Origin of the sequence: Nostoc sp. DedQUE02 (genome assembly GCF_034531035.1) — a bacterium.
Taxonomy (GTDB): domain Bacteria; phylum Cyanobacteriota; class Cyanobacteriia; order Cyanobacteriales; family Nostocaceae; genus Nostoc.
The window spans coordinates 1-12,226 of record NZ_JAVRBY020000113.1 but is presented as its reverse complement, the minus strand read 5'-3'; the positions used below and the strand labels follow the sequence as shown (position 1 = coordinate 12,226).

General features: G+C 43.0%; 12 protein-coding genes. 2 read left to right on the top strand and 10 right to left on the bottom strand.

The window, feature by feature from the left end; all coding sequences use genetic code 11:
• Nucleotides 1-349: 349 nt before the first annotated feature.
• Nucleotides 350-529: a hypothetical protein gene (locus tag RMX98_RS35355; protein WP_322682089.1), complete on the bottom strand. Its 180-nt coding sequence runs from the start codon at nucleotides 527-529 to the stop codon at nucleotides 350-352.
• A gap of 564 nt (nucleotides 530-1,093) precedes the next feature.
• Complete coding sequence (locus tag RMX98_RS35350) at nucleotides 1,094-3,022, bottom strand: S9 family peptidase (RefSeq protein ID WP_322682090.1); 1,929 nt, start codon at nucleotides 3,020-3,022, stop codon at nucleotides 1,094-1,096.
• A 244-nt stretch (nucleotides 3,023-3,266) separates the two neighbouring features.
• On the opposite strand from RMX98_RS35350, the gene RMX98_RS35345 reads away from it, so the two are divergent.
• Both RMX98_RS35345 and RMX98_RS35340 read left to right on the top strand, forming a co-directional pair.
• Nucleotides 3,267-3,575 (top strand): cytochrome P450, encoded by a 309-nt coding sequence (locus tag RMX98_RS35345; protein WP_322682091.1) that lies wholly within the window; start codon nucleotides 3,267-3,269, stop codon nucleotides 3,573-3,575.
• A 368-nt stretch (nucleotides 3,576-3,943) separates the two neighbouring features.
• Nucleotides 3,944-5,536 carry an NAD(P)/FAD-dependent oxidoreductase gene (locus RMX98_RS35340; RefSeq protein WP_322682092.1) on the top strand — a complete coding sequence of 531 codons (1,593 nt, stop codon included), beginning with the start codon at nucleotides 3,944-3,946 and terminating at the stop codon, nucleotides 5,534-5,536.
• Nucleotides 5,537-6,199: 663 nt separating this feature from the next.
• Here the strand turns inward: RMX98_RS35340 and RMX98_RS35335 are convergent.
• The 8 genes from RMX98_RS35335 to RMX98_RS35300 form a co-directional block, all read right to left on the bottom strand.
• Nucleotides 6,200-6,520: a DUF4278 domain-containing protein gene (locus RMX98_RS35335; protein ID WP_322682093.1), complete on the bottom strand. Its 321-nt coding sequence runs from the start codon at nucleotides 6,518-6,520 to the stop codon at nucleotides 6,200-6,202.
• A 14-nt stretch (nucleotides 6,521-6,534) separates the two neighbouring features.
• Nucleotides 6,535-6,813 (bottom strand): hypothetical protein, encoded by a 279-nt coding sequence (locus RMX98_RS35330; RefSeq protein ID WP_322682094.1) that lies wholly within the window; start codon nucleotides 6,811-6,813, stop codon nucleotides 6,535-6,537.
• A gap of 334 nt (nucleotides 6,814-7,147) precedes the next feature.
• Nucleotides 7,148-7,879, bottom strand: coding sequence for an alternative oxidase (locus RMX98_RS35325; RefSeq protein ID WP_322682095.1), 732 nt, complete (start codon nucleotides 7,877-7,879; stop codon nucleotides 7,148-7,150).
• A 242-nt stretch (nucleotides 7,880-8,121) separates the two neighbouring features.
• Nucleotides 8,122-8,769, bottom strand: coding sequence for a nitroreductase (locus tag RMX98_RS35320; RefSeq protein WP_322682096.1), 648 nt, complete (start codon nucleotides 8,767-8,769; stop codon nucleotides 8,122-8,124).
• A 217-nt stretch (nucleotides 8,770-8,986) separates the two neighbouring features.
• Nucleotides 8,987-9,730 carry an SDR family oxidoreductase gene (locus RMX98_RS35315; protein WP_322682097.1) on the bottom strand — a complete coding sequence of 248 codons (744 nt, stop codon included), beginning with the start codon at nucleotides 9,728-9,730 and terminating at the stop codon, nucleotides 8,987-8,989.
• Nucleotides 9,731-9,856: 126 nt separating this feature from the next.
• Nucleotides 9,857-10,264: a hypothetical protein gene (locus tag RMX98_RS35310; RefSeq protein ID WP_322682098.1), complete on the bottom strand. Its 408-nt coding sequence runs from the start codon at nucleotides 10,262-10,264 to the stop codon at nucleotides 9,857-9,859.
• 20 nt (nucleotides 10,265-10,284) lie between these two features.
• Nucleotides 10,285-11,223, bottom strand: a complete 939-nt coding sequence (locus RMX98_RS35305) for an NAD(P)-dependent oxidoreductase (RefSeq protein WP_322682099.1) — start codon at nucleotides 11,221-11,223, stop codon at nucleotides 10,285-10,287.
• An 834-nt stretch (nucleotides 11,224-12,057) separates the two neighbouring features.
• On the bottom strand, nucleotides 12,058-12,213 hold the full coding sequence (locus RMX98_RS35300) for a DUF928 domain-containing protein (protein WP_322677279.1): 156 nt from the start codon (nucleotides 12,211-12,213) through the stop codon (nucleotides 12,058-12,060).
• Nucleotides 12,214-12,226 lie beyond the last annotated feature (13 nt).

The following is a 12,226-nucleotide window of genomic DNA, read 5'->3' as shown; positions in this document are numbered from 1 at the left end:
AAACCTTTAACCTTTACCCTTTAACCTTTTCCCCAAACCCAATGCCGAGTTGAAAATGCACAAAGCGTGCAGTATTGGGATTATCGTCAACGGCAGAGGGAGGTGAATTAAAACCTTTCCCTTTCCTCTTTCTCCCTTAACCGAAAAGTATTGCGTCCACACCCCCTATTAATGAAAGTGGAAGTAATAAATTGGGGGGGTATGGACACAGATGAAGCAGACAGTATTTTCAATGTGTAAGTCCTAGCTTCTAGTCATGAGTTATGGACAACCAAAAAATGAATTACCCCACCCACTCTGGACTTTGAGTTGACCGCCGACTTCCAATCAAAGAAGAGTTAGGTTTTCATCAACGTTCATAGTGACCACGAATCCATACTCTATGGTGATTTATTCTCTCCCAATGTCCAGGAATCCACCTGTGATGATGATGCCTACCAATATCGATTACTAATGCTGATGCTTGTTTTGGCATGGCAGCAATAAACAGTGGCAAAGCAACTAATACACCTGCAAGTATCCGTTTCATAACTAATTTTCCTTTTTTCAAGTATTGGGCATTAGTTCAGTTAAATTCTTTGTGAGTTGATTTTCAGCAATTTAACTGATTTCTAAATTTAGACTGCTGCTTTTTTCAAAAGGTTTAATTTAGTTTACGTAAAGTTTGTGTTGTTAATATGTCAAAATTATGTACTACAAATTTCCTTACTAAGGCGAACCACATTTAACTTATCCACACGGGTACTCCTAGCGATCGCTTCAAGAAAGCCTTTATCCAAATTTTATATCCTTCTAGAAAACGATAACAAACCAGAAGGTGAGAAAAATACTGACTATTATTACTTGAGAAAGTAAGCGACAGGTGGGTACATCATCGTACTGGCTCAATCTTAGAGTTGATTCGTAAAGTAAATATTAAGCAGCTAATCGCCTAACCATGAGACGGGGTAAGGTTTTCTTTGGGGATTGGCAATCTCCGGCAAACGAGTCATTTTTAGTACAACCATGCAACTGGATCTAGCTTAAAATCCACTCCTACTCATCCAAAGTTACTTTAGATTTTATTTACGAATCAGCTCTTACAGCTACTTAGCTAAAAGTTTTCAATGACTACAGGCTCAACTGGTTGGGCAATTTCAAAATTGAAAATTCGTGAATAAAAGTAAAGTTCTGCTGACAAAGAACGCTTGATGTTTGCGGCTTTGCGGAAACCATGTTGTTCACCCTCAAAAGCAATATAAGCCACAGGTACACCTTTTGTTCTTAGCGCTGTAACCATTGCTTCAGTTTGATTGGGCGGAACTACTTGATCTTCTAATCCCTGGAAAAAAATCATTGGGCAGGCTAGACGCTCACTAAAGTTAATTGGCGAGCGCTGTTGATAAATCTGACGCTGTTGTGGATAAGGGCCAACCAGACGATCCAAGTACCGTGATTCAAACTTATGTGTGTCCCGAACTAAAGCTTCTAAATCACTGACACCAAAATAGCTGGCTCCTGCTTTAAAAGTATCTCGGAAAGTCAAGGCACAAAGCGTTGTGTAACCACCTGCACTCCCGCCGGAAATGGTTAGACGAGCGCCGTCTACATCTCCCCGTGACACTAAGTAACGCGCACCAAAAACACAATCATCCACATCTACAATTCCCCAATTCCCAGAAAGCCGTTGCCGATACTCCCGCCCGTACCCTGTACTGCCACCATAATTTACATCCAAAACCGCTATTCCTCGGCTAGTCCAATACTGAATGCTAAAATTGAGGCTACTAGAAGTTGCTGCGGTGGGGCCACCGTGACTTTTGACAATCAAGGGCGGTTTTTCAGTCTCAGGAGCCGTATAGTCACGGTTTCGAGGTGAGTAGAAAAGGGCGTATGCTGTTTTGCCATCAGATGTTTCGTACTCAATGGCTTCAGGTAAAGAAAGATAACCAGGATCAATAGTTACATCACTAGAACACCGTAGTACTTCTAGCTCTTTAGTTGTCAGATCCAAACGGACAATTGCTGCTAATTGAGTTGGCGAACTTGCGCGAAAAACTACCTGTTTAGAGGTGGCGTGGAGAGAGCTAATATCTGTGTAGGGCGTATTTATTAGTTTTAACTGACGTGTTAGTGTATCAAGGCTTGCTAAATACCAAATGCCTTGCTGGGTATAAGTACAAATAATCTGGTTGGCAGACCCAAAAGCATAAGTGGACATCCCAAAATTCCATTGCGGCTGACCAAATTCTGCTTCCATTTGAGTTAGCGCTTCTACATTTTCATCTTGCCAACGATATATATTCCACCAACCTGTACGGTCAGAAACAAAATACAACTTACCATCTGGCGACCACTGTGGCTGAAAAATAGACTCATCTAAATCCCCAGCAATTTTTTGAGTATTTCCTAGAGAACCATCTGCCTTTAATTCCCCAACCCATAGTTCAGTCCCATCCCAAGGCATATTAGGATGGTTCCAAGTCAGCCAAGCTAAACGTGAACCATCCGGACTAAGCCGAGGCGAAGCATAAAAGTCATTTCCAGATACTAATAGTTGGATTTTATGATCTCCGTCTAGTTCCACGCCGACTAAACTATTACTCGCCTCCTTTGTCACATCTGTGTGATCTTCATACACACAAATAATTCGGTTGTTTTGACGATCAAAAACACCGTCTGCATAGCGTGTGGCAGCTTTTGGGGTGATGGCTTGCGGCTCTTGATCGCTCTTTTGATAATATAGGCGTTGATCAATAAAGTTGGAAAAGTAAACAGTGCCATCCACTACAAGAAAGGAACTGCCACCATATTCATGCACACGAGTACGCACATTGAAGCCACTAGGCGTGAGGGACTGGATTTTACCATCTGCACCCCGCCGCACTATGACGTTTCTACCTGACTCTGATGGTCGTAGCTCACTCCAGTAAATCTCTTCGCCACAGAGGGCAATTTGTCCCAATCCAATTATACTTGCGGTAATTAAGTCTGTTGTTATCGGCGATCGCCAACATCCGTAAGACGCTACTTCTGCTTTCATCACGCTCTATTCTGCTCCCTGTTCTCAAGAATCATACATTGTCTGTACAGACAAAACTCTGACACACCCACTTATACTAATCCCTAATTCGTAATCCTAGCCTCTGTCTTGCAGCAAGCTACGTAATTAGAAAGTTGTTTAATATTAGGTTATTTCACGCCATCTGGTTTAGATGTCTTGTATGCAGGCGTGAAGAAATCGAAGCTAGGTTAGAGACGATAGTCTAGCTGGCGAGACACATTGATTGTCAAAAATACCTTCTATTTACCTAACTCACCGTAGAGAAGATTTATATCCTCAACCAGATAAATTTCAACCAGAGAGGTTTATAAATCGTAAATACTCACCTTATGAATTTTGGCCTTTTGGGACAGGTTCTCGTCAATGTTTAGGTCAAGTATTCGCTTTATTTGAAATGAAATTAATTCTGGCGACGATTCTGTTGAATTCTAAGTTGAAATTAGAGGAGAAAGCCCCTGTTACTCCAGCACGACGGGGTTTTTTAATGGCTCCTAAAGGTGGAGTAAAAATGAGTATTCTGGGAGACTGGTAATTTACACCGGAGATAGATGAAACTACACCTTTGTTAAGTAGTTTGGAGTTCGTTGCTAATTGTCAGAGGTAACAACAGCGATCGCTCTACTTAGTATTTGTCGAGTAAAAAAAAGCGTAGGCACAGCCTGTCATAAACATCGCTCCACCTGTGAACACCAACTGTAATAATTTATAACCCCTTCTCTTTCTTCTCTTGGCGGCTTGGCGGTTCGATAATCATAACTTGCTTCAAAATAATAAGTGCGATCACAGTAAAATATCTAACTTTTTGTATTTGATTCTAATATTGTTATGTGATTCTATGTAACTTAATGGCTATAGCTTTCCAAATTGCCCAGCTTCTATTCCAGATTCCTGTATATAAATATGCCAGAAACTCAATCAAGTCCTCATACACATACAAACACATCAATCAAAGCTGATACCTTATCTGCATCTGTGATCTCCTCTTCTACCTCTCAAAAAATCTACGATGTTGTAGTGATTGGCGCTGGGCCGATTGGGTTAGCCACTGCCATTGGCTTACGTAAACGTGGTATTGAAAATGTCCTTGTCATCGATCAAACTCGCGCCTTTCGTCAAATTGGACAAACATTGGATCTCCTCCCCAATGGATTAAAAGCTCTTAAACATTTAGATCCTAACGCTTACGAAGAAGTCAAAAAAACTGGACTAGGCTTATTAAATTTCAAACAGTCTAATGACCAGGAAACTGTCGAACTTACTCCAACAAAACAGTCTCCAAGATCATCACTGCAATGGGCTTACAAAAATTTAAAGGGTGAGATAATTCGGTCAACTTCACTTAGTTTCGATGACTGGTTTAAAGATTATGGTGAGGGTCGAGTATCAATTTCTTGGTACAATTTACAAACAACCCTCAGACAGTTACTTCCACCAGACTTAGTTAAAGCTAATCACCGTTGTATTAATGTTGTGAATGAGCCGGACAAAGGTTGTGTCCGCATAGATTGTGTAAGTGATACACGAATAGAAGCCAACCCTTATGCCTATTGGACAGATGGGCAAAAATATAACGATCCGCAGTCCCAAAACTCAGATATTCTCCCCCAAGAATTAGCAACAAAATCTATTAGAGCTAAACTAATTGTTGCAGCAGATGGGATTAATTCTACAGTTCGTAGACTGCTTTACACAGATACTCAATATGATGATTTTGCCCGACCTGAATACTCTGGGTTTGCAGCTATATTTTGTAGGGAAATAGCTGAAATACCAAAGAAATTATGGACAAAACTAGAAGAAGATTTCTTTCAAGACTCACCACTTGTAACAATCACTAATGATGAAATAACTGGAAATTCTGTTTGTATAAATAACATCAGGATAATATTATTTCGCAAACCAACTCGTGTACTTGGGTATATAATACATCTTGCTTTGCCTTTAGACTCGTTGCAAGAAAAGTCAGAAAGTTCTTTAATTGACTTAGCTTTAGAGGAGTTGGAAAAAGCAGGTTTTCCTGATGCGCTCAAGCAATTAGTGAGTATGTCTCCTCCTGCCAATATGCAGCAGCGTCCATACTACATTCACCACGCTACCATTTTGGATTCTCTACAAGTTTCTAACCTAACTGACCTCAATATAGAAGCTAATCCTGCCAAAATTCCACCAAGCTGGAGTGTAGGGCGAATCGTCTTAGTTGGCGATGCCGCACATGGAATGCCTCCCTTCATGGCTCAAGGTGCTAATCAAGGATTGGAAGATGCGCTAATAGTTACAACACTCATCACTAAAATTGCTGAGGAGAATAACTGGAACGATTTGCAAGCTATAGCCAAAGCCTTCGAGAAATACGAGTGTCTTCGTCGCCCATTGATAGCATACGTCCAAGAGGCAACATTAAAGCGATCGCCCCACTCGTCAGATAAAGAGTGGCATGACTACACCCAACAGATATATCGCCGCAATTTCGAGCAAGTAATAGAGGCACTGTAGTTTACCGCCATCGTCGCACAGCCAGTAAATATGACAATTAAACAGATTGAGAAACTTAAAAGAGGAGAAAGCCCCTGTTACTCCAGCACGACGAGGTTTTTTAATGGCTCCTAAAGGTGGAGTAAAAATGAGTATTATGGGAGACTGGTAATTTACACCGGAGATAGATTTAGTGAAACTACGCCTTTGTTAAGCAGTTTGGAGTTCGTTGCTAATTGTCAGAGGTAACAACAGCGATTGCAACGCAACTAACGTACCAATCTCCAGAATAGTCTGTGCCTTATGGATTAAGGCTAATAACATCAGCAACTTACCTCGGTTCTTTTCCAAGCATTCAGTTTATAATTTGGCAATTATTTATACCTCTGTACAAGTACTGTAAATCTTGCCTACAGTGATCGCATCAAGCACTGCATGAGGGCGATCGCAGAAGGAACAGATGTAACAGAACATGGATTACAGTTGCGGTTTGCCCTACTACCAGATTCCTCACAGCATCGGGATTACCTATGAAGAATTGTCAAACGATTGGCAATTACACAGCCTGCCGAACCTGCACCAATCACAATGTAGTCATATTGAGTCATGAAATTCTCCTGTACTTTGCTGTTTTTCGGTAAATAAGATTGCTAGTACGACAAAACTTTAAAAAATTTTTCATGATTATTTTTGCCATCCCAAAATATTGATGAAAAATTTTCTAACTTTTAGAGCGTTAAAAGGTTGAGAAAATGTTGTATAAACTTCTCCTGTATGCGTTTTCTCCACAAAATAGGTGACTCCCCGATAAATTAATTGATAAGCTACTCGTGGTGTAGAAACTTCCGCAGCTTCGATATTTGGGTCAACACGATAGGTTTGCCCACGATAAGTTAGGTTATAAGCAGAACCTTGACGATCAACTGGTGCAAATGGTCGTGTTCCTCTTTGAGCTGCTTCACTTGAGTTATATTCGTAACTAAGACCGCGATAGTAAAGTTTCATTTTTTGCTCACAATTTATTTATTTTTACAGGTAATTACATACCTATTTGGTGTTTGCTTAATTGGTGCAGGTTTCATTCTGGGTTTAACTGTGGGATAGCAAGAGACATATACCGCAAAATTATCTGTCCAAGTGAGTAGATAAGATTTGTCGCTAAGTTTAGTTAATGCTGGTGGAATATTTGATGCAGTAGCCGCAGCTTTGAAGTTAACTTGAGAAAATGCAGCGATTCCCACAGCAGAAGCGCCAATAAACAAACTAATACTTGTTATCCAGGTTGTTAATAGTTTCATCCAAATTTCTCCTTACAAATTAAGCGTTTTGAGTTTCATTCAGTTTTCTGTTCATTTGCTGGTGCTGTTGGTGAATTATTTCCTTACATTTGAGCAGAAAAGGCTTTTTACCATAGTTGTTACCCAGCTAGTAGTTCGCTAAGGGAACGCAAGCGGGGTAAAGGGTAAGGGGGAAAGGTTTTAAATCCCTTACCATGAGTCCGTTTTTCCAATCAAGAGCCCTCACAAGCGCATTTTTGGGTTGGCAGAGTACTAGATACGCATGTTCAAGCAAATCGAGGCGATTCAGTAGTTGGACAAAATTAAATTCAGTCATGGAGACGGGGAACAGAGATCAGTCTGGTTTATCTGTGATGGACGTTCGCGTAGCGTCTTGGAGAGAAGCTTCGCCGGCGATCGCAGCGATCGCTTCAAAAACTGTATGGGGACTTTTGAAGGTTAGTCGCGCTTCTGGTTTCTGGAGTGCCACCATCGTTTTCACATGTTCAGATTCATCATCACGGATGTTCACGAACACGTCGTATAGATTATCTACCTTAGGACGGCGAAATTCATGGACTGGTGCAGTCTGAACTTCATCAAACATATAGAGATCGCCATCACGATAGAAGTTGATTGCGACTTGGGGCGCTCTTTGAGCTTTCAGTTGGGCTTCATAGGTTTTCAAGTATTCGTCATAGGTATGGTAGGCATGACCTTCAATCAGTTCCATCAGGTAGTAGGCGTAAGAGGGAAACAGTATGTAAATCAGCACAACCACCCAGTAGTAAGCTACAGCGACATGTTGAGCAATGAAGCGATCAATCCAGTGGCGATCGCCACCCAGTGATTCCATAATCAACAGATGATGTAATTCGTTCCAGGTTTCAGCAAAATGAAGTTTCAACAAGTCAGCTTTGCGCCAGTAACCCAGCGTCTCGTAAAGATGCAGCACCGATAGATAAGAAAAGTAAGGAACGCGGGCGATGGTTTCCAACATATAAAACCGAGGGTAAGAACGATTTCCGTAGACGAAATCGACAATAAATACAAAAAAACTGACGATCGCTTGAATCAAAACTTTCATGGTGAATTCCTCTAAAATCAGAACACTTTCCTGATTTACCGATTCCGAGATCCGATAGATGTAGGTTTGGTTTAATGCGTCAACCTAATGCCCATAAGGGTTAGCGATCGCTTAACCATCGTATAAATAATTAAGGTTAATGAACTTTACTTGAGGCTTCTGCTTTTGCTGCTTCAATAATCAGATTTGCTACTTCCGCTGCACTTGTGTTTAGCGTCTAGTAGAAAAAATCCAGCCTTTTGTCAATCGCCCTGAAACGAGACGTTTTTCTCCACTGCCTCACGGCTTATATGCAGATGATTAGCGGGAAAATCAGGATCGGAATAGCCAACGGCTAAACCACAAATGATTAATAATTCCGGTGGTATGTTTAACTCGTTGCGGATGATTTCGGGATAAGTCGCTAACGAAACCTCTACGCAAGTGCCAATGCCACGAGCAGTTAGGCTCAACACCAGCGTTTGTAAATACATCCCCACACTTAAAGCATCGGCAACGCCCAAATCTTGATGCATACAGACAATAGCAACCATTGGTGCGCCAAAAAATTCGTAATTACGCAAAACGGCCAACTGTCTATTCGCTTTATCGTCACGAGTAATCCCCATCGCCCCGTAGACTTGCGCTCCCAGTTCCTGGCGGTAATGCTGGAAGGCAGAAGGCAGAGGAGAGACGTTGGGCTGCTGCTTGGCAAGGTTTAGCAAAGCCTCTTGCAAGCGATCGCGGCATCCACCTTGGGCAAACACCAATCGCCACGGCTGGATGTTTGAATTCGACGGCGCGAGCTGCGCTAGAGCCAAGGCTTCATCGAGCAAAGCCCGTGGCACTGGTTGTGATAAGAATTTGCGTGTTGAGTGTCGGTCTTTAATAGTTTGGTCAAGATCAAACATATTTTATCAACCTCTATGAGAAATAAATGCGATCGCCAAACTGGGATTCTAGGAATTTACCTAATAAATATGCTCTTCTAAATCCTTATTTGGATGCCTAAGCCAGGAATTTACCCCTGGCTTATACCAATTCTCTAAAATCAAGCAACAGATCCAAGCCCCGGATACATCCGGTTTGCTGAATTACGAATTGGTATTAGGCATCCACCTACGGCAGTTATGCGCTGAACCCTCCATCAATCATCAGGTTTGCGCCGGTGATGTAACCGGACTCAGGGCCAGCCAGATAAGCAACCAGCCCCGCAACCTCGTCAACCGTGCCGTAGCGGGCTACCGCTATCTGCTTTTTGAGCATCTCGGCAAACTCCCCCTCCGAGGGATTCATATCCGTAGCGATCGGCCCTGGCTGCACGTTGTTGATTGTAATCCCGCGTGGGCCAAGGTCACGCGACAGTCCTTGCACAAGCCCTTGCAAAGCAGATTTACTCATCGCATATACGCCGCCACCAGGAAATGGCATACGTTCGGCGTTGGTGCTGCCGATGTTGATGATGCGTCCGCCCTCTTTCATGTGCTTAACTGCGGCTTGCGTCGCCACAAATACAGCACGCACGTTAATGGCAAAGGTTCGATCAAAGTCCGCCAGCGTGAAATCGTCGATTGGGCCGATCGCCAGTACGCCCGCATTGTTAACGAGAATATCAATGCTACCCAATTTGTTCACAGTCTCTTCGACAGCCGCGACTACCGCACTGGCATCGGCACTGTCGGCTTGGATGGCAAGAGCCTGGACACCTAGCGCCTGCGCTGCCTGCACAATTTCGTTAGCCCGATCGGGTGAACTAGTATAGGTGAAAGCGACATCAGCACCAACACTTGCTAAACGCTTGACGATCGCTGCCCCAATACCGCGACTGCCTCCAGTAATGAGGGCGCGTTTATTCTTGAGTATGTGGTTCATGTTAGATCCTGTGCAATGAGAAATTAGATAATTCAGTGTCTATTTCTAATGAAAGAAAACTGCTCTAAATTGAGAGCAAGCAAGTAAACAATAACAGATGATGGTGATTAAAATAATCGAAACAATTTATATAACCTTTTCTGGTTCCTGAGTGGTTTTCAATGCCCAGATGCCAATCCAACAGCCGAATCCATCCACAATTAATGTCAGAATGGCTGTGATTTGGAATAGCAATCCCCAACCTGCAAAGGAAACTTGAGACACATGATCCGAACTAATTACGAGCAAATGATTGTAGATTCCAAAAAGGATTGATGCTGCCATTAAAAAGAGCAAGAGCCAGCTACCAATCAGGGCAAACTGTGTCCAAAGTAAAACGACTGCAATGATGGGAATCGCATAAATCACAATACCCACAAATAAACTCTGAAGTATTGAGAGGGGAACAGGGATTTCCACATGTGCTAAACCATGCAGTCCATGTACGATCGCATGGATGACCACGATCGCTGTTCCATATTGAGCAATTTTCATCTTTCTTCTCCCTTCAATTCTTAACTGGCATGAACCACGGCGCTGTTAACCATCCATTCCAAGGGTCGAGGCTGAAAATTTAATTCGCGTTTTGCTTTAGCATTCGATGCGCCTCGCATTTGAGTACCATAATAAACAGCATCCGCACCACTAATTCGCAGAGCATCCTCAACCGATACCTGCAAAGGTGGTGGAGTATTGAGCCATTGGGCATAAGCAGAAAGCCACTGCCGCACCGCTAAGGGTTGATCGTCTGTAATTAGGTAAATGCCAGGATTGCCTCGTTCTGCTGCTGCAACTGTGGCGATCGCAGCATCCTCAATATGAATCCACGACCATACACCTTCCCCATTCCCAACGATCGGGAACTGTTGCTGTAGCACCTGTTGGGCAACATCGCCATCGGGGGCAAACCAAGTACCGGGCCCGTAAAGGAAACCATAACGCAGAGCAATTCCTTCTAGGTTAGGCGCTTTGAGTAAGTCACGCTCGATCTCAGTGACTATATGAGCATCTGCTGCAACCGCAGGTGAGGCATCAAAAGCTAGTGGCGTTTCTTCGTCTGCCAAGCCTGCGCCGGGAATCGCCCAGAATGCGATTGACTGCCTTAGATAACGCCGCACGCCAGCCGCTTGGGCTGCTGCCAGTACATTAGAACCTCCTTCTCGACGGATGCGAGTATTTAAGGCTGATGCTGCACTCATCGACTCGTTAGTATAGGTTTTGGGGAGGGAAGTGAGTTGTTCAATCACCACTTCCGGCTGAGTGCGGGTGATGGCAGCTTTAACAGCATCTGCATCGAACACATCTGCGATCGCCAATTCTACGCCTTGTTCAGCTAAAGTTTGTGCTTTTTCTAAAGAACGTGTCAACGCAACTACTTCATGTCCTTGCGCTAGCAGTTGCGCGATTAACGGACGACCAATCGCTCCCGTTGCGCCTGCAACAAAAATCTTCATTTATGAACCTCCTGTTGAAACCTGTGAAATATTTGAGAATCGCTAGTTGTGAGAATATGAGTTTCTCTCCTTGAAATAGCGATCGCCAGCCGACTGATGAACTTGAGTAATATGACTTTGAGTTCAGCCGCACCAAAGGTATTGGTTAAAACGACTCTAATATTTCAAGTTCCCATTTTCGTTATAGCAGTTACCAGGTAGGTTAGGACATCAATTGATCGTAAAACCCCGGCACCAAGTGACTTTCAAGCCTGTTTCCTGCTATAACCAATTTTTAGATGTGAACATTCCCAGATAAGACAAAAGAGCATCGTTGGTTGCGCTAACATATATTGTTTATCTTGATGATGTGAAACTTGTCTTCTATATATCTATGGGTGTGAGCAAATCAGTATTATGCAGCTGGTGATAAAATTTTTTCCCCATCGTCGTAGCGCACAGGAGTCGATTCCTCTCACAGGTTCCCTCTGTGTGAATGCCAATTGCATGTATCTCACAGCCAAGGCAGTATCCGATCTGATAAGTAGGTCGTCGTGAATATTTATTGTCAGGGCAAGGCAGGAGGCAGGAGGTCACTGAATCTCGACTCACAACGACTGCGCGGTAGTTGAGCGTAGTCGAAACTCAGTGCAAGTCGCTCGATTCCGCGTAGTCGAAGTGAGGCAGAAGGCAGGAGGAAAGAGAGTTTGAGCTTCGTTTATCTTTATTAACATAGTTATGTTTGGGGAAAGGTTCTGTATTGTCTCCTTCCGCTTTAAGATGAACCCCTTTTTCCCCCTCTTGCAAAAAGCACTTTTGCCAAGAGGTTTAATAAGTAGGAAGATATTTGCGCCATTACTGTTTAATTTTTACTTCTCCGACCAGAGGTTTTTGGGATAAATTTTCTAAATCGAGATTTCTCAGTAGACTAGCCCATTCATTGTCTAAAGTGGCTTTTTTTGGTTCAGCAAGGCGGAGTTTTGCTAACTCTGTCAGGGCTGAGTACCAAATACCATTTTGGGTA

Excerpts from the sequence above, each read along its gene's own strand:
- RMX98_RS35335 (WP_322682093.1), bottom strand. The coding sequence starts at position 6,520 with ATGAAACTTTACTATCGCGGTCTTAGTTACGAATATAACTCAAGTGAA.
- RMX98_RS35315 (WP_322682097.1), bottom strand. The coding sequence starts at position 9,730 with ATGAACCACATACTCAAGAATAAACGCGCCCTCATTACTGGAGGCAGT.
- RMX98_RS35350 (WP_322682090.1), bottom strand. The coding sequence starts at position 3,022 with ATGAAAGCAGAAGTAGCGTCTTACGGATGTTGGCGATCGCCGATAACA.
- RMX98_RS35325 (WP_322682095.1), bottom strand. The coding sequence starts at position 7,879 with ATGAAAGTTTTGATTCAAGCGATCGTCAGTTTTTTTGTATTTATTGTC.
- RMX98_RS35310 (WP_322682098.1), bottom strand. The coding sequence starts at position 10,264 with ATGAAAATTGCTCAATATGGAACAGCGATCGTGGTCATCCATGCGATC.
- RMX98_RS35305 (WP_322682099.1), bottom strand. The coding sequence starts at position 11,223 with ATGAAGATTTTTGTTGCAGGCGCAACGGGAGCGATTGGTCGTCCGTTA.
- RMX98_RS35355 (WP_322682089.1), bottom strand. The coding sequence starts at position 529 with ATGAAACGGATACTTGCAGGTGTATTAGTTGCTTTGCCACTGTTTATT.
- RMX98_RS35340 (WP_322682092.1), top strand. The coding sequence starts at position 3,944 with ATGCCAGAAACTCAATCAAGTCCTCATACACATACAAACACATCAATC.
- RMX98_RS35330 (WP_322682094.1), bottom strand. The coding sequence starts at position 6,813 with ATGAAACTATTAACAACCTGGATAACAAGTATTAGTTTGTTTATTGGC.
- RMX98_RS35320 (WP_322682096.1), bottom strand. The coding sequence starts at position 8,769 with ATGTTTGATCTTGACCAAACTATTAAAGACCGACACTCAACACGCAAA.